General features: G+C 48.5%; 21 protein-coding genes and 1 other RNA gene. 19 read left to right on the top strand and 3 right to left on the bottom strand.

Annotated features, from left to right (window positions below):
• Positions 1-33 precede the first annotated feature (33 nt).
• Positions 34-2,085 carry a transglycosylase domain-containing protein gene (locus KJS65_RS29210; RefSeq protein WP_213653264.1) on the bottom strand — a complete coding sequence of 684 codons (2,052 nt, stop codon included), beginning with the start codon at positions 2,083-2,085 and terminating at the stop codon, positions 34-36.
• 357 nt (positions 2,086-2,442) lie between these two features.
• On the opposite strand from KJS65_RS29210, the gene speE reads away from it, so the two are divergent.
• From speE to KJS65_RS29195, 3 genes are all read left to right on the top strand, one after another.
• Positions 2,443-3,270 carry a polyamine aminopropyltransferase gene (gene speE / locus KJS65_RS29205; RefSeq protein WP_136607617.1) on the top strand — a complete coding sequence of 276 codons (828 nt, stop codon included), beginning with the start codon at positions 2,443-2,445 and terminating at the stop codon, positions 3,268-3,270.
• A 14-nt stretch (positions 3,271-3,284) separates the two neighbouring features.
• Positions 3,285-4,154: an agmatinase gene (gene speB / locus KJS65_RS29200; protein ID WP_213653263.1), complete on the top strand. Its 870-nt coding sequence runs from the start codon at positions 3,285-3,287 to the stop codon at positions 4,152-4,154.
• 182 nt (positions 4,155-4,336) lie between these two features.
• Positions 4,337-5,530 (top strand): WD40/YVTN/BNR-like repeat-containing protein, encoded by a 1,194-nt coding sequence (locus tag KJS65_RS29195; RefSeq protein WP_213653262.1) that lies wholly within the window; start codon positions 4,337-4,339, stop codon positions 5,528-5,530.
• Positions 5,531-5,587: 57 nt separating this feature from the next.
• On the opposite strand, the gene KJS65_RS29190 is transcribed toward KJS65_RS29195, so the two are convergent.
• The gene (locus KJS65_RS29190) at positions 5,588-6,133 is read right to left on the bottom strand and encodes a GNAT family N-acetyltransferase (protein ID WP_213653284.1); all 546 of its coding nucleotides are present in this window, start codon (positions 6,131-6,133) and stop codon (positions 5,588-5,590) included.
• Positions 6,134-6,364: 231 nt separating this feature from the next.
• On the opposite strand from KJS65_RS29190, the gene KJS65_RS29185 reads away from it, so the two are divergent.
• A complete protein-coding gene (locus KJS65_RS29185) occupies positions 6,365-6,790 on the top strand; it encodes a YwiB family protein (protein WP_213653261.1) in 426 nt (141 codons plus the stop codon).
• Positions 6,787-8,466 carry an arginine--tRNA ligase gene (argS, locus tag KJS65_RS29180; RefSeq protein ID WP_213653260.1) on the top strand — a complete coding sequence of 560 codons (1,680 nt, stop codon included), beginning with the start codon at positions 6,787-6,789 and terminating at the stop codon, positions 8,464-8,466. The genes KJS65_RS29185 and argS overlap by 4 nt, the downstream gene beginning before the upstream one ends.
• A gap of 72 nt (positions 8,467-8,538) precedes the next feature.
• Here argS and KJS65_RS29175 read toward each other — a convergent pair whose 3' ends face one another.
• On the bottom strand, positions 8,539-9,705 hold the full coding sequence (locus KJS65_RS29175) for a S8 family peptidase (RefSeq protein WP_213653259.1): 1,167 nt from the start codon (positions 9,703-9,705) through the stop codon (positions 8,539-8,541).
• Between the two features lie 404 nt (positions 9,706-10,109).
• Here KJS65_RS29175 and rpoE point away from each other — a divergent pair, with 404 nt between their 5' ends.
• From rpoE to KJS65_RS29105, 14 genes are all read left to right on the top strand, one after another.
• Positions 10,110-10,658 carry a DNA-directed RNA polymerase subunit delta gene (rpoE, locus tag KJS65_RS29170; protein WP_213653258.1) on the top strand — a complete coding sequence of 183 codons (549 nt, stop codon included), beginning with the start codon at positions 10,110-10,112 and terminating at the stop codon, positions 10,656-10,658.
• Between the two features lie 395 nt (positions 10,659-11,053).
• A complete protein-coding gene (locus KJS65_RS29165) occupies positions 11,054-12,658 on the top strand; it encodes a CTP synthase (RefSeq protein ID WP_213653257.1) in 1,605 nt (534 codons plus the stop codon).
• Positions 12,659-12,831: 173 nt separating this feature from the next.
• Complete coding sequence (locus KJS65_RS29160) at positions 12,832-13,215, top strand: response regulator (protein ID WP_136607626.1); 384 nt, start codon at positions 12,832-12,834, stop codon at positions 13,213-13,215.
• A 177-nt stretch (positions 13,216-13,392) separates the two neighbouring features.
• The gene (fba, locus tag KJS65_RS29155) at positions 13,393-14,247 is read left to right on the top strand and encodes a class II fructose-1,6-bisphosphate aldolase (RefSeq protein ID WP_213653256.1); all 855 of its coding nucleotides are present in this window, start codon (positions 13,393-13,395) and stop codon (positions 14,245-14,247) included.
• Between the two features lie 199 nt (positions 14,248-14,446).
• On the top strand, positions 14,447-15,700 hold the full coding sequence (locus tag KJS65_RS29150; protein ID WP_213653255.1) for a UDP-N-acetylglucosamine 1-carboxyvinyltransferase: 1,254 nt from the start codon (positions 14,447-14,449) through the stop codon (positions 15,698-15,700).
• 183 nt (positions 15,701-15,883) lie between these two features.
• The gene (rho, locus tag KJS65_RS29145; protein WP_213653254.1) at positions 15,884-17,215 is read left to right on the top strand and encodes a transcription termination factor Rho; all 1,332 of its coding nucleotides are present in this window, start codon (positions 15,884-15,886) and stop codon (positions 17,213-17,215) included.
• Positions 17,216-17,241: 26 nt separating this feature from the next.
• Complete coding sequence (locus KJS65_RS29140; RefSeq protein ID WP_213653253.1) at positions 17,242-18,522, top strand: radical SAM family protein; 1,281 nt, start codon at positions 17,242-17,244, stop codon at positions 18,520-18,522.
• Between the two features lie 110 nt (positions 18,523-18,632).
• Positions 18,633-18,830, top strand: coding sequence for a 50S ribosomal protein L31 (rpmE, locus tag KJS65_RS29135; RefSeq protein WP_127607030.1), 198 nt, complete (start codon positions 18,633-18,635; stop codon positions 18,828-18,830).
• Positions 18,831-18,936: 106 nt separating this feature from the next.
• Positions 18,937-19,204, top strand: an RNA gene (gene ffs / locus KJS65_RS29130) — signal recognition particle sRNA large type.
• A gap of 223 nt (positions 19,205-19,427) precedes the next feature.
• Positions 19,428-21,176 (top strand): DNA polymerase III subunit gamma/tau, encoded by a 1,749-nt coding sequence (gene dnaX, locus KJS65_RS29125; protein WP_213653252.1) that lies wholly within the window; start codon positions 19,428-19,430, stop codon positions 21,174-21,176.
• Between the two features lie 47 nt (positions 21,177-21,223).
• Positions 21,224-21,535, top strand: coding sequence for a YbaB/EbfC family nucleoid-associated protein (locus KJS65_RS29120; protein WP_213653251.1), 312 nt, complete (start codon positions 21,224-21,226; stop codon positions 21,533-21,535).
• 25 nt (positions 21,536-21,560) lie between these two features.
• On the top strand, positions 21,561-22,160 hold the full coding sequence (gene recR / locus KJS65_RS29115) for a recombination mediator RecR (protein ID WP_213653250.1): 600 nt from the start codon (positions 21,561-21,563) through the stop codon (positions 22,158-22,160).
• Positions 22,161-22,317: 157 nt separating this feature from the next.
• Positions 22,318-22,596 carry a DUF2508 family protein gene (locus KJS65_RS29110; protein ID WP_213653249.1) on the top strand — a complete coding sequence of 93 codons (279 nt, stop codon included), beginning with the start codon at positions 22,318-22,320 and terminating at the stop codon, positions 22,594-22,596.
• A gap of 43 nt (positions 22,597-22,639) precedes the next feature.
• On the top strand, positions 22,640-22,906 hold the full coding sequence (locus KJS65_RS29105) for a pro-sigmaK processing inhibitor BofA family protein (protein WP_213653248.1): 267 nt from the start codon (positions 22,640-22,642) through the stop codon (positions 22,904-22,906).
• Positions 22,907-23,325 lie beyond the last annotated feature (419 nt).

The raw sequence follows: 23,325 nt of genomic DNA, 5'->3' as shown, positions 1-23,325 counted from the left end.
TGAATGACCGCGAGGAGGCCTTATTCGCTTCTATTATTCTGTCAGCCAACGTTTGAAGTCGCTCCACCAGGAGCGCTCTTCAGGGCTGCCGCTTTTTGTAGTCGGCTGCTGTTTCTCTCCGCCGTGAAGCGAGCAGTATTCGGTCGGTTCTGTGCCGGCAATGAACACCTCAAGCTTCTTGGCCGGGCAATCGGCGGAGGCCAGCTTGCCTGACGCTTCATCCACATACACGGTGACTACTCCGCTTGGTATGGCAAAAATTTTCGGGGGTACATTCTCCAGTGCCTTTTCGGTAAACTGTGCGAAGATTGGGGCTGCCCGGTGACCATCCATAGTAGAAATATCACGGCCTTTGTCATAGCCGACCCAGACGGCGGTCGCCAGTTCCGGCGTATAGCCGACCATCCAGGCATCGGTATCCGTTGTGCCGGTTTTACCGGCAACAGGTCTTTTGATAAGGGAGGAGACACGGCTGCCGGTCCCGCCAGACTCAAATACGCTTTCCATGAGATGTGTAAGCACGTAGGCTGCCGCAGGATCAACAACTTGTTCACCGGCTGTTTCCGGGGCCTGGTACAGTACTTCGCCTGCGGCATCGGTGATTTTAAGCACGGCGACAGGAGGCATGCGCTTACCGGCATTACTCATCACGGCGAAGGAGGAGGCCATTTCAAATGGACTGATCGGCGAAGTGCCAAGCGCCAGGGATGGAACGGATTGAAGCGGGCTGATAATCCCAAGCTTTTGGGCCATAGTAATGACGTTGTCAGCACCTACCTTAAGGAGCGTGTTGACCGCATATATGTTGTCTGATGCAGCGATAGCCTCCTGCATATTGATCTCGCCCAAATATTTTTCTCCGAAATTGCTGGGTTGGTATGTCTTCCGGTTGTTGTCATAGTGGAATAAAGTCGGCTCACTATTGAACGTACTCAATCCGGTCATTGTTTTCGAAGACAAGGCTGCCAAATACATGATTGGTTTGAAGGAGGAGCCCGGCTGGCGTGTTTTGGCGAGCGCATGATTAAACTGGCTTGTTTTATAATTCTTGCCGCCAACCATGGCTTTGACATAGCCCGTGCGGGGATCAATGGATACAAGTGCCGTTTCCAGCTCGCTTTGCGGGTCCATTCCCTGTGCGACGGCCTCTTCCGCTGCGATCTGCGCATGGGGATCCAGCGTCGTATAGATATTCAGACCGCCATGATCCAGCTGCTCTTCGCTGATGCCGAGTTGGGTAGTGACAAGATTTTTAACATAGTCGCGGAAAAAGGGCGCGGTAACACGGGCCTGCTGCTGCCCCTGCGGTTTGAAGTGGAGTACCTCAGCTGCGGCCTCGTCTGCTTCCTGCTGCGTAATATCACCGGTGTCCACCATAGTACCGAGCACGATTTTCTGACGCTTCTTGGCACTATCCATATGATTATATGGGGAATAGTAGGTTGGTCCTTTGGGAATTCCTGCTAACATGGCGCTTTCCGCTAGATCAAGATCAGCTGCCGGCTTTCCAAAATACATTTGCGAGGCGGCTTCTATCCCATTGGCTCCGTGGCCATAATAGATTTCATTGAGGTACATCTGCAAAATTTCATTTTTGCTGTATTTCATCTCCAGCTGCGCGGTATACATAGCCTCTTTTATCTTACGGGTCCAGGTCTTTGCATGAGACAAATACAGATTACGGGCCAGCTGCTGGGTTAATGTACTGGCTCCCTGCGCCCGCTCCATTTCCTTCAGATTGACGAGAATGGCCCGGCCCATACCTTTCAGGTCAAACCCGATATGATCATAAAACTTCCGATCCTCGACAGCGAGTGTCGCCTGAATAAGCATAGGAGATATCTGTTTAAGTTCGACGGGTTCATAGTTGCGGCCGCTGGCTGAGAAGGTGGCGATAATGCTGCCCTGACTGTCCAGAAGGCGGGAATTGCGGTCCGTGTCGGCGACGGGGAGGCTTTTCTGATACAGGTATCCAAGCAAAACACCTCCAGCTATGATTATGGCGACGGTCATGGCCAGGATCAGCTTGATGAATGCAGCAAACCGGCTTTTATGTTTGGGCTTAGAGTGACGTGGCTGCGGCATGGCGTTTCTCCCCTTCCATTTTATACAACCATTATGGGAAAGGAGGCGACAGGATATTCACTTCAAAATGATAAACACGCAGGGATCAGGTACAGAATAACCGGAGAATCGGCATTTTTCGGGGGCGGAACCATTATTATTTTGTTATAAAAAGAGAGATGAACTGTATCTTTACAGTTATTTCTCACATCGCGTATAATTCAAAGGATGTGTTTATACATCCATAGTTTGGTACAATAACAAGGCATGGACTAACGTCTATGGACAAGGCGGGGATTCAGCCTGACCGGAATCATCCGGGAGTACGAAAGAACTGAACGAAATCCCCTCTATTCTAGCGGAAAGAAGGTAATAGCGATGGAATTGTGGTTCACGGAGAAGCAGACCCCCGCTTTCGGGATTACGGCTAAAATCAAACAAACATATGTAAGTGAGAAAACCGATTTTCAGGATCTGGCTATGGTGGAGACTGAAGAATTTGGAAATATGCTTTTGCTGGACGGCATGGTGATGACAACGGAGAAGGATGAATTCGTTTATCATGAAATGGTAGCGCATCCTGTACTGAACACGCATCCGAATCCGAAGCATGTGCTTGTGGTCGGCGGCGGTGACGGCGGTGTAATCCGCGAAATCATCAAGCATCCGGAAGTGGAAAAGGCAGTACTGGTCGACATCGACGGTAAAGTCATTGAATATTCGAAAAAATATCTTCCTTCGATTGCTGGCAAGCTTGAGGATCCACGTGTCGAAGTGCATGTGAATGATGGTTTTATGCATATTCATCAGCACAAAAACGAGTATGACGTTATCATGGTTGACTCTACCGAGCCTGTAGGTCCGGCAGCGCCTTTGTTTGAACGCGGCTTCTACCAAGGCATCTATGAAGCGCTGAAAGATGACGGTATTTTCGTGGCACAAACGGATAATCCTTGGTTTAAGGCCGATCTGATTCAACAGGTCAACCGCGACGTGAAGGAAATTTTCCCGATTGTACGTGTGTATGGTGCTAACATTCCTACATACCCAAGTGGTCTGTGGACGTTTACAATGGGCAGCAAAAAATATGATCCGCTTGAAGTAAACGAAGCGGACATTCCAGAAATGGATACCAAGTATTACACGTCTCGTCTTCATAAAGCAGCGTTCGTCCTGCCTAAATTTGTGGAAGATTTGATAAAATAGGGGGCGCTAATACGATGAAACTTGATCAAGCTTACTCAGGAAACGTATTTATTTGCAGCTCCGAGGATTATGCAGGCTCCAAAGCCGTCATCTATGGTATGCCGATGGATTATACCGTCAGCTTCCGTCCAGGTTCGCGTTTTGGCCCTTCCCATATCCGTCAGGCTTCCGTAGGTCTGGAAGAGTACAGTCCTTATCTGGACAAAAGCATCGACGACATGACGTATTTCGATGCCGGCGATCTGCTGCTGCCTTTCGGCAACGCAGCGCGCAGCCTGGATGTTATCCGAGAGTATGTCGGCAAACTGCTTGAAGACGGCAAATTCCCGATTGGTCTTGGCGGCGAGCATTTGGTGACTTGGCCGATCATCGAGCAGGTGTACGCGAAGTACCCTGACCTCATTCTGATCCACATCGATGCACACGCCGATCTGCGTGAGCAGTATGAGGGTGAGCCATTGTCTCACTCCACGCCAGTCCGTAAAGCGGCTGCATTGATGGGTGGAAAAAACATCTATCAATTCGGTATCCGTTCGGGTTCGCGTGAGGAGTTTAAATTCGGACACGAAAATATTAACTTCCATCCGTTTGAAGTAGCTGCCCCGCTTAAGGAAGCACTACCAAAGATGGGCAACCGTCCGGTCTATGTGACCATTGATATTGACGTGCTTGATCCGTCAGCTGCGCCTGGCACAGGTACAGCCGAAGCTGGAGGCATTACTTCCAAGGAACTGCTGGAAGCCGTGCACCTGATTGCCGGTTCGGCTGTGAATGTTGTGGGTTGTGATCTGGTGGAAGTGGCACCGATCTATGATCCAACACAGCAAACACAAATCGTGGCAGCCAAGCTGATCCGCGAAATGCTGCTCGGTTTTGTAAAATAAATAATGTTATAGAAGCATCTTTAACGAGATGCCGGGGAGCACAGACGAAAGCCTGCCCCCGGTTGAACGTAGAGATGCTTTTATTTGTATTTTTCACTTTTGAAACGGCATATGACAATATTGAAATATTCGTGTGATTCTCTCCTGAATCGGGTAAGTTCATAGTACACGGAGGTGTTGAGATGATATTACACAAATGGATGAAGCGTTCCTCACTGGCTGCCGCAGCCCTGCTGCTGGCCGTACCGATGAGCTGGGCTGCTCCGGCGCGGGAGGCATCGGCTGCGGCGCAAACACCAGCTCCTTGCGGTAGTGGCGATCATGGTCTGCTGCAAAGCCTTCAGAAGGAGCATTCCGGACCGGATCAGGATCCGGTGCATTTTACAGACATTCAGTTCCTCAGCGGGAAGACCGGCAGAGCAGCCGGTACGGGCTTTATGATTGGAACTTCGGATGCCGGATGTCACTGGCAGGAAATTTATAAAGGGCAATGGCAGTTTAAGCAAATGGATTTTGTTGATAATGTCAACGGCTGGGCGCTGGCCACGATGCCATCGCAGCAGACCTCTTATTTGATCAAGACAACAGATGGTGGCTCACATTGGAAAGGTGTTTACACCGGACAAATTCATTTCGACCGAATGCAAGTGATCGACAAGAATACGGGCTACGGATACACCGGTACCGGCGCTTATCGCACCGATAATGGCGGCAACAGCTGGGTGAAGGTTCCTACCCCTGCCAATACCCGCTACACTAGCTTTAATGATACGAAAACCGGATATGTGCTGACGGTTGTGCCAGGCGGAGGCTATAAAGTTCTGCAAACACGCAACGGTGGGCACAGCTGGACTACGAAGCTGACGGTGAAAACACCATCGATGGCTGGCGGTGAAATTTACAGCAAAGATAATCAGGTGTGGGCTGTCCTTTACGGGGATTCCGGTATGTCTCAAGTATCGTACTCCCTGTATGGAAGCACGGATCAAGGCTCACACTGGAAACGGGTGATTGCACAGGATACAGCAGGAGGAGGCCCCGCTCCCGGCAGCTGGACACCGGTAGTTAAAGAAGGACCTGCACAGCCGGGTGGACATCCGGGCAATATGCAGCTCTTTGGTAAAGAGACAGCATTCCTGGCTGGCGGCTCTCCTGCTGGTGGCGTCGTTTCTATCGGTGTCACCTATAATGGAGGGAAATCGTGGAAGAATGTAAAACCAACCGTTAATGGTTATGACGGACGCATTTCCTTCGTGGATGGCAAAACGGGCTGGCTGGTTGTCACCAGCTCTACCAAGTCCTCCATTTATGAAACGCTGGACGGCGGTGCTAGTTGGAGCCGGAAATTTGCCTTTAAGGAAGCACTCCAGCCATAATTGAAGCAAGAAAAAGGATAGACCGACAAGGTCTATCCTTTTTTAAAAGCATTTTCTTTATTGACCCTGCAGTGCATCCCATTCTTCACGGAGAATGCCCATACGGATGGAATCATAATAGACATCGTTATACAGCCGGCATTTTCGGAGCCTGGCTTCCATTGTGAAGCCCAGCTTTTCGCCGACCCGGATCATCCGGTGATTGCCCGACCATGTGGTATAACCTACGCGGACCAACGGCAGGGTTGCAAACAGATGGTTAATCCACAGCGTGAGCGCCCGGGTCCCGTAGCCTCCGCTCCAATAGGAAGGGTGGTAAATGACAATGCCCATTTCAAGCCAATGGGAAGGCTCATGCTCCCAATAGTAGCTGACGGTACCGATTAGCTCCCCATCCGCTTCAATCGCCCAATAATCGTCCTGGGCCAGCCAATTTTTCTTTTTCTCCATATATGTATCAAAAGGAATAGCCTTGTGCTCGTAATAGGGGGCGTCCCACTTCTTCCACTCGGGTGCTTCCTCCTTAAAAGACAACTCCCACAACGTGGGTAGATCTTTTTCCAGTATTGGCCGGATAATGAGGTTTTTGTCTTTATTTGATATCAATCGAAAACCTCCCTATTTTTCTTTGACAGCTTTTGCAGATAGAATGATCTGGTTATTATAGAATCATGCGATATACCTATATTCGTAGTGAATGGCGTTTTTTCCTGTATAATAGCAGAAGGGAAAAGGGCCGGAATACTATTTTCGATATGTTTCTTCTTGTTGAATTGAGCCACTGAACTGGATATAGTATTACAATAGGAAAGAACAGAATGGAGCCGAATACTTATGCAAGAAGCCAGAAAAGCCCGCATTCGTCTTCAAAGCCGGCATGAAGGTGAGAGTGTGGAGCAGGAGACAGAGGCCGAAGTGTTCGAACGCGGCGGCGCGCTCTATCTCAAATACGAGGAACCGGATGTGGATCTGCAGGGACAAAAGACCCGGACTCTGCTTAAGATCACCCCGGACAGTCTGAAAATGATCCGGCACGGCGCGGTGGAATCGGAACAAACGTTTCAGGAAGGGCATATGCTGCCCGGCTTTTATCGCTCACCGTATACTACATTTAATCTTTCAACACAGACGAGCTCGCTCAAGGTTGACCTTGATGGCGGGTTTTCTGGCACGGTTGCCTGGACATATGATCTGTACGTTTATGAGGAATGCACAGGAAATTTCGACATCAGTTTGCATATACAGGAGGAAAATCAATGACAACCAATCCATTAGAACATATTAATCAGCTGGTGACCGAGGCTCTTGCCGACGCAGTAGTTGCTGCAGGGATCGTCAGCCGCGAGGAGCTGCCCGTCTTTGCGCTTGAAGTGCCGAAGGACAAGTCCCACGGGGATTTGGCTACGAATGCAGCCATGCAGCTGACACGAATCGCCAAGAAAAACCCGCGCCAGATTGCCGAGGCGATTTTGGAGCATTTTGACATGAAAAAGGCTTCTATCGAAAAGGCGGATATTGCCGGACCTGGCTTTATCAACTTTACTTTAAATAAAAGCTACCTGTACCCCGTTGTACAGCAGGTTCATGAGCAGGGTGACAACTATGGACGCGTAAATCTCGGTCAAAGCCAAAAAATTCAGGTGGAGTTTGTCAGTGCCAATCCGACTGGCAGCCTGCATCTGGGTCATGCGCGCGGCGCAGCTGTAGGGGATGCGCTCTGTAATGTGCTCGATTTTGCCGGATACAAAGTGACACGTGAGTATTACATCAATGATGCCGGCAACCAGGTCGAGAACCTGTGCAAATCCATTGAAGCCCGTTACCTGCAGGAGCTTGGCCAAAATGCTGAAATGCCTGAGGATGGTTATCATGGAGAAGACATCAAGGGCTTTGCCAAAGAGCTTGCCGCCGAGAAGGGCGACTCGTTGTTGTCCATGGATCCTGGAGAGCGGACGGCTTTCTTCCGTCAGTACGGACTCGAAAAGGAACTGAACAAGATCAAGCGAGACTTGGGCAAGTTCAGAGTGAATTTTGACGAGTGGTTCAGCGAAACCTCGCTGTATCAAAATGGATTAGTTGAAGAATCCCTGAACGAGCTCAAGTCCAAGGGACAGGTGTATGAGCAGGACGGCGCAACTTGGCTCCGTACCACGGAATATGGTGACGACAAGGACCGCGTACTCGTAAAAAATGACGGAACCTATACGTACCTTACACCGGATATCGCGTATCATCGCAATAAGTTTGAGCGCGGCTATGACCAGCTGATCAACATTTGGGGTGCCGACCACCACGGATATATTCCACGGATGAAGGCAGCTATGGAAGCGATTGGTTATGACCCGGCAAGACTAACGGTACTCATTGCACAGATGGTAAGTCTGTTCCAGAACGGCGAAAAGGTGAAGATGTCCAAGCGGACAGGTAAAGCCGTAACCATGGAAGATCTGATGGAAGAAGTCGGCATCGACGCCATTCGCTACTTCTTTACGATGCGCAGTATGGATTCTCATTTGGATTTTGACATGGATCTGGCCATTTCGACATCCAATGAAAATCCGGTATTCTATGTGCAGTATGCCCATGCCCGTATTTGCAGCATCTATCGTCAGGCAGAGGAACAGGGCGTTACGCTGCTGCCGCTGGCTGAAGTAGATCTAAGTATGCTGAATACCGAGCATGAATACGATTTGCTCCGTAAAATCGGTGAGCTTCCTGAGGAAATTGCCATGGCGGCAGCCAACTACGCGCCTCACCGGATGGTGCGCTATGTCTATGACCTGGCATCTCTGTTCCACAGCTATTACAGAGCGCAGCGCGTGATTTCCGAGGATGCCGCTCAAACACAGGCCCGGTTTGCCTTGCTGGGAGCCGTCCGTACAGTCATTGCCAATGTATTGAGACTGGTTGGCGTGAGTGCGCCGGAACAAATGTAATTTCTGGGATTCACTTGTGTATATAGCGAAAAGAAAAGGCCGTCCTGCTGTTAGCATCAGCAGAGACGGCCTTTAATATTGCGGATTCAAGGGTTTCCTCTTCATCCCTTCCTTTAGCAGCCTCAGTGCATTGACCTCCAAGCCCCCTCCGGACCGCCGCTGCCCCTTTTTGGAGCGCAGCGGTGTAGCGGTTTGCAGCAGCAGTGCTTTGATCTCCGCAGGCTGCAGATCTGGATTTTGTGCAAGCAGCAGGGCAATAGCGCCGCTCACATGCGATGTCGCCATGGAGGTGCCGCTCATTTCATGATATTTGCCATGAGTCCAGGAAGAAATAATTTTGTCTCCAGGCGCATAAATATCAATAAACTCACCGCGGTTGCTGAAGCTGGCGATGCGCCGCTGGCGGTCTGTTGCACCGACTGAGATGGTCTGGGGATATTTTGCGGGGTAGTCTATATTGCGCCGTTTCCCGTCATTGCCGGAGGAGGCAACGATGGAAATGCCGGACAGATAGGCTTTATTCACAATATCCAGCAGGGTCTTGCTGCGCGTTTTCATCCCGAAGCTCATGTTGATGATATGCATGTGGTTCCGGATACACCAGTCAATTCCCTGAATAATGTCAGACACGTAAGCCGAGCCGTTATGGTCGAAGGCCTTGACCGGATAGATGGTGGCCCGCGGCGCGACGCCGATCATGCCTTCCGTGCTGTTGGCAGCCGCAAGAGTGCCTGCAATATGGGTGCCATGCCCATTGTCATCGAGCGGCATCATATGCCTGTTAAGCAGATTAATTCCCTTTGCCAGGGATTGACGAAGATCCGGATGGTAGTAATCAGCACCAGTGTCGATGACGCCAATCTTTACCCGGTATCCGGTTGAAGTGGACCAAGCCTTTGGTGCTTGAATTTGTTTGACGCCATAGGGAACGCCTGGGCCTTGATTGACCTTGTTAGCCAGCGTATGCACCTGGATAAGGCTGTCTTCCTCGACCCGAATTTGGTTCTTATAAGAATCTAAATGCTTTGTACTGCCGGACAGGGGCGTCATGACGGAATGAAGCAGATTGGACGACGGCAGGTCGGGCCAATCAGGATGTTGAACTTTGAGCTCCTGCAATGTTTGCTGGAATGCTTCGTAATGCTGGGGATTTACAAAAGTGAGTATTCGTTTGGCTCCGGATGGCGCGGGACTTTCCATGCTCTCAAGCAGCATCTGTATCAATCCGGTGTAGTCCATATTGGGCAGTCCCCCTCATAATGAACCCTGCTTTTGCATTGTATGTGGGAGACTGCCGCTTCGAGTGGGAACTTGCCCTTTTTTACGGAAATAGGCCCTGCCTGAATGTCAAATAAAGCCCGTAAACATAAGATAAATGGAAGAGTCCCAAGCGGCTCTTTCAATATTCCCGGTGGGCAGGCTCTGCCTCGGGAAGGATACAGTCAATGGGCAGGGGCGACCCTGCCTTTTTCGTTTGGGCGACTGCGAGGATGTTCACAACATTAAAACTTGCAATTTATTTCTAAATAGGTTTTACTTAGTTTTGATAATGGATATGTTGTTATAAAGCAGGATGTTATACGGACTGAACTACTTCAAGATTTCCGTATAAGTGAACATTGCGTGAGAGGAAGTGTCCGTTAGTGAGTAACTCACTCCAATTAAAGCTGGACCCTGAAAAGATCAGGGAAATGCCTCTGGTGGATTTGGCTTTTGCCGTACTGAAGGCAGCGAATACGCCATTTTACTATCTTGACCTGATGAAAGAGGTTGCCAAGCTTCGCGGCTTGACGGAAGAGGAAATGAAAGATACCGTTGCGCAGCTATATACAGAAATTAATATCGATGGTCGTTTTGCCTGTGTCGGTACGAACCTTTGGGGATTGAAGCGCTGGTATCCGGTTGACCGCTCCGAGGATCCGATCGCAAGCGCGAAGCGTCCGCGTATCATCAACGATGAAGACGATGATGACGATGACGACTTCACCGATGAAGATGATACCTTCAGTGCAGATGACAGCGACGAGGATTTCGACCGCATCGACGAGGATCATGATGATATCTATTCCGACGATGATTCCGAGGAAGAGGTTGAAGAAGAGAGCATCTTGGAAGATGAAGAGCTCGAGGATGAAGAAGAAGATCTGGATGAAGATGAAGAGGAATCCGCTGAGGAATCAGAGGAAGACTAAAAATCAATCCGTTTGCCTTTCTCTCTTGACAGGGGACAAGGCACAGAGTAAACTATTGCATGGGCTTATGATTAAGATTTAAATATGCGCAAAATAATAAAAAGTGCCCCGTCCTACGGGTGTCACTTTTTTTGTTTTTTTGAGGCAAAAACAGCTGTTTTTCAGGTGTTTTGCTTCTGTAGATTGAACTGATTTGCTAAAAGTTCACTCTATATAGATGCCGTAAAACCTACTTTGTGCCATTTGATTTCAAATGGCGCATTGTTGTTCAAGCGGACGGTAAAAAGCAATAAAACCGGCGCAGCCTCTTTTTCGGGTGGAAATCATGAAAAAGGGTTACGCTAAACATCATATGTCGCCTGAATTTACTGGACTTTAATAGGAGGGTTTTTATAGTGACAAAGTATATTTTTGTGACAGGCGGGGTTGTGTCTTCCCTGGGTAAAGGGATTACTGCGGCTTCACTTGGCAGGCTGCTGAAAAACAGAGGATTAAAGGTTACGATCCAGAAATTCGATCCCTATTTGAATGTGGATCCAGGAACCATGAGTCCTTATCAGCACGGTGAAGTCTTCGTAACTGATGACGGAGCCGAGACGGACCTCGATTTGGGACATTATGAAAGATTTATTGACATCAACCTGTCCAAGAACAGCAATGTCACCACCGGTAAAGTGTATTCGTCGGTTATCAGCAAAGAACGCCGCGGCGAATATCTGGGTGGTACCGTTCAGGTCATCCCTCATATTACCAATGAAATTAAAGAGCGCGTATTCCGTGCGGGCCGCGAAGCGGGTTCGGATGTTGTTATTACAGAAATCGGCGGTACAGTAGGCGATATCGAGAGCTTGCCTTTCCTCGAAGCGATCCGTCAGATTAAGAGCGAGATCGGCCGTGAGAATGTCATGTACATTCACGTGACGCTGATTCCTTACATTAAAGCTGCTGGTGAAGTGAAAACAAAACCGACTCAGCACAGTGTAAAGGAACTTCGCAGCATCGGTATTCAACCGAACGTAATCGTATGCCGTACTGAGCATGAATTGTCTGCAGACATGAAGGCTAAAATTGCTCTTTTCTGCGATATTGATGAAAATGCTGTTGTGGAGTGCCGTGATGCGTCGACCTTGTACGAGGTTCCGCTGAACCTGCGTGACGAAGGTCTCGACGAAATCGTCGTGAATTACCTGAAGCTGACGACACCAAAACCGGATATGACTGAATGGGAGAGTCTGGTAGACCGGATTAACAAGCTCGAAAAAACCGTGGAAATTGCCATTGTCGGCAAGTATGTTGCACTCCATGATGCTTATTTGAGTGTGGTTGAGTCGCTCTCACATGCCGGATTCGACTCCAATGCAGAGGTTAAGGTACGCTGGGTGAACGCGGAAGAAATTACTGATGAGAATGTGGGAGACCTCCTTCATGGCATCGGTGGTATTCTGGTTCCGGGCGGCTTCGGCGACCGTGGTATCGAAGGCAAGATTTCTGCGATTCGTTATGCACGTGAACAGCAGATCCCATTCTTCGGCATTTGCCTTGGCATGCAGGTTTCGGTTATCGAGTATGCTCGTTCCGTTCTTGGCATGGAAGGAGCCAACAGCTCGGAGATCAATCCGGCTACGCCGTATCCGGTCATCGATCTGCTGCCTGAGCAGAAGGATATCGAGGATCTCGGTGGTACCATGCGTCTTGGTCTGTATCCATGCAAGCTTGTAGATGACTCACTGGCAATGAAATGCTACAATGATGAACTGGTTTACGAAAGACACCGTCACCGGTATGAATTCAACAATCAGTACCGCGAGATGATTGAAAAAGCAGGACTGCGTATTTCCGGTACCTCCCCGGATGGTCGTCTGGTTGAAATTGTGGAGCTTCCGGGTCATCCGTGGTTCCTCGCTGTACAATTCCATCCTGAGTTTACATCCCGTCCGAACCGTCCACAGCCGTTGTTCCGCGAGTTTGTTAAAGCATCGCTTGAACATAAATCCCTATAATATAAATTTCATTAATGGACCTCTTCGGAGGTCCTATTTTCATTTTTGCGCAGAGGCAGGAATTCGTAACTAGGGAGCGAATAACATTAATTGGATATGCAACGAATGGATTTGACAATAAATGAAGATGTATGGATAGGCTGGGTCAGGCTGATGTTGGGAGGTTAGCTTAAGTGGATAAGAAAAAAGTTTTGATCGTCGACGACCAAAACGGAATACGCATTTTATTAATGGAAGTGTTCAGCAGCGAGGGTTATACGACGTATCAGGCAGCCAACGGCAAAATTGCGTTAGAAATTGTAGAGAACGACGCACCCGATCTGGTTCTGCTCGATATGAAGATTCCCGGAATGGACGGGCTGGAAATTCTGAAGCACATCAAGGAAATGAACCCCGCCATTAAAGTCATTATGATGACCGCTTATGGTGAGCTGGACATGATCAAGGAGGCCACCGATCTCGGCGCCTTAATGCATTTTACCAAGCCGTTTGATATCGATGAAATGCGCGTTGCCGTAAACATGCAGCTTAAACATAACCCGGTGCAATTCGGGTAACCCGTCCTGAATTCTGCTTAGTGCAGAATTCTTTTTTTGCCCTGATGTATCATACAGCACAGCCTAATTTCAAATGCTTGTTTAGTATTTGTGACATGATGTGGTATAATGATTCCGAATGAGAGAAGTCGGCTAAAAACCATAGAAAAATACAAATACTTTAGGAGGATTGAAACCATGCCATTAGTATCTATGACTGACATGTTAAACAAAGCACTGAAAGAAAAATACGCGGTGGGTCAATTCAATATCAACAACCTTGAGTGGACACAAGCCATTCTGAGTGCAGCGGAAGAAGAAAAATCTCCTGTGATTCTCGGCGTATCTGAAGGTGCTGCCCGTCATATGAGCGGTTTCTATACGGTAGTGAAAATGGTTGAAGGCCTTATCCATGATATGAAAATTACGGTTCCTGTAGCCATTCATTTGGACCATGGTTCCAGCTTTGACAAATGTAAAGAAGCGATCGACGCCGGATTTACTTCCGTTATGATCGACGATTCCCATAGCCCGATCGAGAAAAACATTGAAACTACTAAAAAAGTGGTTGAATATGCTCACTCCAAAGGTGTTTCCGTTGAAGCTGAAGTTGGTACTGTCGGTGGACAGGAAGATGATGTGATCGGCGGCGTAATGTACGCGAAGCTTGAAGATTGCGTTCGTATCGTGAAAGAAACCGGTATCGATACCCTGGCTCCTGCGCTTGGTTCTGTACACGGTCCTTACAAAGGCGAACCAAACCTCGGCTTTAAAGAAATGGAAGAAATCAAGAATGAAATCCACCTTCCACTCGTTCTTCATGGTGGTACAGGCATTCCTACTCATGATATTCAAAAAGCCATTTCTTTGGGAACATCCAAGATCAACGTAAACACGGAGAACCAAATCGAATTTTCAAAAGCTGTTCGTGAAGTGCTCGCTGCGAAACCGGATGCTTATGATCCGCGTAAATACATCGTGCCAGGACGCGACGCTATTAAAGCAACTGTCGTTGGAAAAATCCGCGAATTTGGCTCCAACAACAAAGCGTAAAACGCTTTTCATTGTTTCTGTGCTTTGCCGCACAAGAGAGCTTAAGTGTGGTTTGATAAGAAAGCGGACAGCCCCTGCCGGGTTGTCCAATCGAATAGGTTGGAATGGAAAGCACACCGCTTAGCCGGTGTTTTTCCATTTCATACACTAAAATTAACACCATTGCTGCAGCGAAGTATGTGGAGGGAACCTGAAACGTATGGAAAAATTGATGATAAGTGGCGGACGCCCACTGCATGGCACCGTAACAATCAGCGGAGCCAAGAACAGCGCCATTGCCCTGATACCTGCTGCGATTTTGGCCGAGTCCGAAGTCGTGCTCGACAACCTGCCGCTTCTGAGTGATGTAGCGGTCTATGCCGAGATTTTAGAGGAGCTGGGTGCGATAGTCAGCTGGAAGGATAGTCAGATGAAAATCGACCCTTCCGATATTAAGTCTATACCGATGCCTAACGGCCCTGTTAAGAAGTTGAGAGCCTCTTATTATATGATGGGAGCCATGCTCGGTCGTTTCAAGGAAGCTGTTATCGGTCTTCCTGGGGGATGCAACTTTGAACCCCGTCCGATTGACCAGCACATTAAAGGTTTTGAAGCACTAGGAGCTACTGTAACAAATGAACATGGAGCGATTCACCTTCACGCAAAAGAGCTGAAGGGCGCCAAAATTTATTTAGACGTATCCAGTGTGGGTGCGACGATTAACATTATGCTGGCGGCTTCCAAAGCCAAAGGCTCTACAATTATTGAAAACGCGGCTAAAGAGCCTGAGATTATAGATGTAGCAACTCTTCTCAATTCCATGGGGGCAGTGATTAAAGGTGCAGGCACGGAAACCATCCGCATTGAGGGTGTTTCTGAACTTCACGGCTGCCGTCACTCCATTATCCCGGACCGGATCCAGGCGGGCACCTATATGATTGCCGCTGCCGCAACCCGCGGAGATGTTTTGATCGACAACATCATTCCCAAACACCTTGAGGCGGTCACGGCAAAGCTGATTGAAATGGGAGTTCGTATCGAGGAGCTGGATGAAAGCATTCGTGTTCTCGGTCAACCGAACTATGAGCATGTTGACGTGAAAGCACTGATTTATCCAGGATTTGCTACGGATTTACAGTCGCCGATGACCAGTTTGCTGACGCAGGCGGAAGGCGTAAGCGTGCTGAGCGATTTTGTATACAGCAACCGGTTTAAGCATGTACCTGAGCTTGTTCGCATGGGCGCAAAAATCCGGGTGGAAGGACGTTCAGCCATCATTGAACGCAGCCGGTTAAATGCTGCCAAAGTGAAGGCGACGGATCTTCGGGCCGGAGCTGCGCTGGTTATTGCGGGACTTACCGTTGCCGATGGTGTCACAGAAGTCACCGGAGTTGAGTATATCGATCGGGGTTATGACCATCTGGTAACCAATTTGCGCCTGCTGGGTGCAGACGTATGGCGTGAAACAGAATAAATCATATATCTGAAGGGGATTTTGCAGGTTGCGGCATACGCCGGAGTAACTATTTTATAGTGGAATTGCATATCTCCTTCTAATTTGGGTAATGCTATCCTAATGAGGATTTTCATAGACTGATAGAAAGCTGCATCACGTATAGTTTGACTGGACTTATAAAATTGAATAGGTGGTTATTACATGGATTTGCAAATTGCCGATTTGGAAGAATTGAAGCTGACCGAGCTGTACAAGCTTGCGAAGAAGTATCAGATCCCGTATTACGGCCAGCTGAAGAAGAAAGAGCTGATTTTTGCTATCTTGAGAGCACAGGCAGAGCATAGCGGACTCATGTTCATGGAAGGTGTTCTGGAGATCCTTCCTGAAGGTTATGGCTTCCTTCGACCGATCAACTACCTGCCGAGCACGGAGGATATTTACATCTCTGCCTCACAGATCCGCAAGTTTGATCTTAGAACAGGAGATGTAGTCTCGGGGAAATGCCGGGCGCCGAAAGAGAATGAACGATACTTCGGTTTGCTTCAGGTTAATGCGGTCAACGGAGAAAGCCCGGAAACAGCCGCGGAACGTCTTCACTTCCCAGCACTTACACCTCTCTTTCCGCAAAAGAAGCTCGTGCTTGAAACATCCCCTAACCATTTGTCTACCCGGATTATGGATTTGCTTGCGCCCGTCGGTTTGGGACAGCGCGGTTTGATCGTTGCACCTCCAAAAGCAGGTAAAACGCTCCTCTTAAAAGAAATTGCCAACAGCATCTCTACCAACAATCCCGAAATTGAACTTTTTGTACTGCTTATTGATGAACGTCCTGAAGAAGTGACGGACATGCAGCGTTCCGTTAAAGGTGAAGTGATTGCTTCGACGTTCGATGAACTGCCGGAGAACCATATCAAAGTGGCAGAGCTTGTCTTGGAGCGTGCACTTCGTCTGGTAGAGCATAAAAAAGATGTTGTCATTCTGATGGATAGTATTACCCGCCTGGCCCGTGCTTACAACTTGGTGATTCCTCCGTCCGGACGTACACTAAGCGGTGGTATCGACCCGGCTGCTTTTCACCGTCCGAAACGCTTTTTTGGTTCTGCCCGAAATGTGGAGGAAGGCGGCAGCCTGACCATTTTAGCGACGGCACTGATTGATACAGGATCGCGGATGGATGACATCATTTACGAGGAATTTAAGGGAACGGGCAACATGGAATTGCATCTGGACCGTAAGCTGGCAGAACGCCGTATTTTCCCTGCCATCGATATTCGCCGCTCAGGAACACGCCGCGAAGAAGTGCTGTTAACGAAAGAAGAACTGGATACCATTTGGGCGATCCGTAAAAATATGAATGAATCAGCTGATTTTGTCGAAGGCTTCTTAAAGAAGCTGCGTGATTGCAAAACCAATGCGGAATTTTTGGCATCCTTTGATGTCAGCAGTGTGAACAGCAAGGGGTCCAGCAGCCACAGCAGCAACGGGAACCGCCGGACATCAAGACCTGCTGCAGCATCCGTGCCATCGACCTAAACTTTTCGAACAAAGAGGAGAACATCATGTACCTGGTATATGCAGATGAGAAAGGCAATGTATTCGATCATCCCTCACTCTACGGGCTAGCCCGCAGTGGTGATATGATCGTGGAAATCTTGGAGGATGAACTGATTCCGCTACCGGATGGAGCCACGCTGGTGGGGCTTCCGAATACCCGGGCTATTGGCATGGACCCTGAAACCGGGGAGATGAAGCCACTACCTGGTGATGCTCAGGCCGTTGGGGCTCTGCTTCCTCAAGGATTTACCCGGCTGTGTCTGCCTGGATATGTGAAGACAGATAAGGAATACAAGCTGCCACTGTTCGGATATTCCGCAGTGGTATGGAAGGACGGCCGTTTTTATACAACAGCACGTCTTTCAGATGATCCCGAAAAGTGGAATCCGCTCAATTGCGATGTAAAGGATCTTAAGCTTGGGGTAAAGCGTCTGACTGAGAAATATCCCGATAACCGTTTGTATGAACATATGTCCAACTGTGCTCTTGGCTATGAATGCCTTACAGCCTCCAACACCTTCTTGAATCGCTGGGAAGGAGCTGTACCGGTATCCTATTCCTGTAATGCTGGCTGTTTTGGCTGTATTTCGGAGCAGCCGGATGACAGTGGCTTTGTGGCTCCGCAGACGCGCATGAACTTTAAACCAAAGGTGGAAGAGCTGGTTCAGATCATGCTGGAGCATCTGAAGACGCCGGAATCCATTATCAGTTTTGGACAAGGCTGTGAAGGTGAACCGTCCACGCAGGCCAAGATCATTATTGAAGCGATGCGTGAAGTCCGCTCCATTACCGATATGGGGTACATTAATATCAATACCAACGCCGGTTTAACGGATTTTATCCGTGGTATCGTTGATGCTGGCCTTGATTTGATGCGGGTGAGTACAATCAGTGCGCTGGATGACCACTACAACGCTTATTACAAGCCGCGTAAATATACGCTCGCCAATGTGGAAAAATCATTGAAATATGCCTCCGACCAAGGAGTATATACATCCATTAACTATCTCATTTTCCCGGGTGTAACCGATCGTGAGGAAGAAATTGAGGCAATGGTGGAGTTTGCCCGTCGCACAGGATTGAAGCTGATTCAGATGCGTAATTTGAATATTGATCCGGAAAGCTATCTGGAACTGATCCCGCCAGCTAAGGGTGAAATTCTGGGTATGAAGCAAATGATCGAGATCTTCCAGGAAGAGCTGCCGGATGTCGTCATTGGTTCTTATACCCATGTGCCTCCTGAGGCCTTGAGACGACCGAAAAAGCCTGTGTTGGCGCGGGACTAGCAGTTTCCAACAATTCATTGATTATTATGTTTGTCCCTGTTATAATATATATATTGTGTCATTATAACTCTGTGTACGCATGAGACTCAGGGCAAAAAGAGGTGAAAGACATGAAACAAGAAATTCAACCAAAATATCACGTAACGACCGTAACATGTGCTTGCGGCAATACGTTTGAAACAGGATCCGTTAAAGAAGACCTGCGCGTTGAGATTTGCTCCAACTGCCATCCATTCTTCACAGGCAAACAGAAATTCCTGGATGCCGGCGGCCGTGTTGATAGATTTAAAAAGAAATACGGTATCTAATACGCATACAACAAATCCCTTGTTCGCCACACGAACAGGGGATTTTTTTTAGGCAACATTTGCCGTGGGTTGCACTTTATCTCGAAATGAACTATACTAATCCTTACCGTGCTAGACGGGGAGGTAGCGGTGCCCTGTAACTCGCAATCCGCTGTAGCGAGGTTGAATTCCTGTTAGAGGTTTTGTCGATGTGAGGTTTGGTCCCTGCGTGCAATGTTGACGGTTGGGTCCTCCGCAATGAGCACTTGTGAATCTGGTCAGGTCCGGAAGGAAGCAGCCATAAGCAAGCCAGCTTTTGTGCCGGAGGGTGGCCTAGCCCGAGTTGTTACTCAGGGGTGCCGCTTGGATCGCAATTATCAATAACGGGTGCACGGTATAACTTATGATAAAATGTCAGCATCTTTGCCCGAAGGGGCAAGGGTGCTTTTTATTTTCTTGAACCGAGAGTGAAGCCTGCTGCCCATATTATTTGGGTGGATTGCTAAAAAAAGCGAATACATCCATAGCGTGTAGACGTTTTGTATAGCGCCGGATTATAGTATAATGATGAAGCGATGAACACGCACGCAAGTGGAAGTTGAAAGAGGGTATAGCAAAGTGAAACATATAGCGCTCTACCGTGCCTGGCGGCCACAGTCGTTTCAGGACATGGTTGGACAACAGCATATTATTCAGACACTGCAGAACGCCATTCGCGAACAGCGGGTTTCTCATGCATACCTGTTCAGCGGTCCGCGTGGAACCGGTAAGACAACCGCGGCCAAAGTCTTGGCCAAGGCCGTCAACTGTGAACGCGGTCCGGCAGCCGAGCCCTGCAATGAATGTGAATCCTGCCGGAGAATAACGACCGGAGCGGTCATGGACGTTCAGGAAATTGATGCCGCATCGAACCGGGGTGTGGAAGAAATCCGCGATTTGCGTGAGAAAGTTAAATATGCGCCGACAGAAGTTAGACAAAAAGTGTACATCATCGACGAAGTGCATATGCTGACGACAGAAGCGTTTAACGCGCTGCTAAAGACACTGGAGGAACCGCCTCCGCATGTCATGTTTATTTTGGCAACAACGGAGCCTCATAAGCTGCCGGCCACCATTATTTCACGCTGTCAGCGTTTTGACTTCCGGAGGGTTTCTCTGGAGGAACAGACGCAGCGACTTCGTCAAATTGTCCAAGAAGAGGGAATGGAAGCTGATAATGAGGCTCTTCAATATATAGCCCGCTTATCGGATGGCGGTATGCGGGATGCCTTGAGCATTCTGGATCAGATTGCATCCTTTACAGGCGGTCATGTATCCTATGAACAGGTGCTAAGCATGACAGGGGGGATAGCCTCTGAGCAGTTTGGCAGACTAGCTGGAGCTATTCACAAGGGTGATGCAGGTCTTGTGCTGCAAATGGTGGAGGATTTTATGCAGGAAGGTAAAAGTGCGGATAAGTGCATGGAAAACCTTCTGTATTATTTCCGCGATCTTCTGATGATTCAAATGATTCCGAATGCTGACAAGCTGACGGACCGGGTGCTGCATCCGGAGGAATACAAAGAGATGGCCGCAACCTTTTCAAGGCAGCAGCTGTTCTATATGATCGACACCTTGAATCGCTACCAAAGTGAGATGAAATATGCTTCCCAGCCGCAAACGCTGTTTGAAGTAGCGCTTTTGAAGCTCTGTGGTATTCCGCAGGGGGCTGCTGTAGAGTATGATCAATCCCAGGCGCAGCATCAAGCTGCAGCACCTGTAAACTCCGATGAAGTGAATCAGCTCAAACGGCAGGTTGCCGCGCTGGAGAAGAAACTGGAGAAGCTCATACAGACAGGCACTGTGCCTTCCGGGGCTTCCACAGGGGCATCCGCCCGATCTTCACATAGTGCTCCCGCACCAAGAGCATCATCTACGGCCAAAATTCCATCTAATATGGAGCAGTTTCTGGCTCAGAAGAGCAGCCCGGAATTTGTGGAAGTACATCGGCAGTGGGGACAGGTTCTTCAGGGAGTCAAGGAAGAGAAAGTCACTGTTCACGCTTGGTTTATGGATGGGGATCCGGTTTCGGTGCTGGAGGATGCGGTTTTGGTTGCTTTCAAAAACAATATCCACCGGGAAACTACGGAGAAGCCTGCGAATAAACAGGTTATTGAGAGCGTGCTGAATGACAAGTTCGGCAAGCCTTACCATTTGGTCACCATGATGCAAAAGGATTGGACTGCGGCGCTGGAAGGCGCAGGTACCCAGCAGAAAGAGGAATTGAAGCTGGAGAATGAGCACGAAGGTAAAGACCCGAATGCAAAGCCATGGATTGATGAGGCACTCCAAATCTTTGGAGAGGATCTCGTGATCATAAAGGATTGATCCGCACGTTAAGTGCACCCCAATAAGCCTAAGAGGAGACGATACTTATGAATAATATGAACCAAATGATGAAGCAAGTGAAAAAAATGCAGGAGCAAATGCTGAAAGCCCAAGAAGCTCTCGCTGAAAAAAAGGTAGAAGGTAGCTCCGGTGGCGGTGTGGTGACAGTAGAAGTGAATGGGCATAAGAAATTGCTGTCCATTACAATCAAGCCGGAAGCCGTTGATCCAGAAGATGTGGAAATGCTGCAAGACTTGGTTATGACCGCTGTTAACGACGCATTGACTAAAGCTGATGACATTGCCAATTCAGACATGAGCAAGTTTACAGGCGGAATGAAAATCCCGGGCTTGTTCTAATTTAAGGCAGAAGGAGATCCTGCGTTTGTACTATCCCGAACCGATCGCGAAGCTGATCGACGCATTTACACGACTGCCAGGCATTGGGCCGAAGACTGCGGCCCGGCTGGCTTTTCATGTGCTGAATATGAAGGAAGACGATGTAATTGATTTTGCGAAGGCACTCGTCAGCGTGAAGCGCAATCTTCACTATTGTTCCGTGTGCTGCAATATCACCGACACCGATCCTTGCCGGATTTGCCAGGATAAAACGCGCGATCCATCCGTTATATGCGTGGTACAGGATCCCAAGGATCTTGTGGCCATGGAACGCACCAAAGAGTTTGGCGGCTATTATCATGTCCTTCAGGGAGCAATTTCACCTATGGAGGGTATAGGCCCGGATGACATCCGTCTGAAGGAGCTTCTGACGCGTCTCAGTGATGAACGCGTTAAAGAGCTTATTCTGGCAACGAATCCAAACATCGAAGGCGAGGCAACGGCGATGTATATTTCACGGCTTGTTCGCCCGTTTGAAATCATCGTTACCCGAATTGCTCACGGACTCCCGGTAGGCGGAGATTTGGAATATGCGGATGAAGTGACATTATCCAAGGCGCTTGAAGGCCGGCGTCAATTGAACTGATTGATTTTTTAGACGGAAATGATATTGCTACAGAAAAGGGAAGCCTCATTTGGGGCTTCCCTTTTTTGGTTCTAAGTTTGTCCCCTGGACCGTATGAATGAAAATGGAGAGCGCGCAAGAATACAGGCATCACTTTTTGGAAGAGGGGGCATGCTCAATGGCATGGTTTCGGAGGGGAGAACCGAAAGTACCTGCGTGGCAGCTTAAGGAGAAGCAGGAGGAGGAACTGGCGGTCTATATGGATGTACGAAAGGCGCAAACCGATTGGGAACGGGCGAGGATTGTCTTTGAAGAAGCGGTAGGGGAAGAGCAGATAGACTATGCGATATATATGCTTGAGGCAGCGGAGCTTAAGTACCAGATGAATTTGAGGGCTGCTAAGCGAATAGGGCTGAACCGGGCTCAGCTGCCGATCCGCCACAAGGCAGAGGCGTGAGCAAGCAAAGCGGCGGATCTTTTAATAAAAGGAGGAAAACAGAATGAGGCTGGCGGTCATGGGAGTATTGCTGGTGTCTTTATTGCTGATCTTGTTTATTGTAGTAAGGAAGAAGATCGGCTTCGGTTGGTTGACGGTGTTTGGCACGCACCTGGTACTTGCTGCATTGGGACTCTATTTGGTGAATTTCTCAGGGTTAATGACGGAGGTATATATTCCTTTGAATCCCACCACCGTAGGGACGGTAATGGTTTTAGGCCTTCCGGGAGTGGCTCTTTTGTACGGTTTGAAAATTTCTTTAATGGGGTAGTTGACGGACCTCTTAAAACTGTGGTACATTATAACTCGCCCCTTTCAAAAAGGTACAAGCTTACCGGACTGATAAACAAGGTAAGAAAAAAGATTTTAAAAAAAGTGCTTGACGAAATGATGGGCAGCATGATATATTATAAGAGTTGCTGCTGAGCTAACTGAGCGGCTTCGAAAACGAAAGAATTTGATCTTTGAAAACTGAACAACGAGTGAGATACAGACCTTGCTTGCAAGGTCGAAACGCGAAATCATCGGGTTCAAGACTTCTGTCTGAATCGATGGTGGAGCACAAATGAGATTAACAGTAATGAATATTTTGATTAGCATTGCTTAATTCAAAATTTCATTATATCTCGTCAGTTTCAAAATGAGCTATCAACTTTCTTGGAGAGTTTGATCCTGGCTCAGGACGAACGC

Origin of the sequence: Paenibacillus sp. J23TS9, from assembly GCF_018403225.1 — a bacterium.
Taxonomy (GTDB): Bacteria; Bacillota; Bacilli; order Paenibacillales; family Paenibacillaceae; genus Paenibacillus_AQ.
Note: the sequence above shows the minus strand (reverse complement) of the source record. Positions and strands in the feature narration are given on the sequence as shown.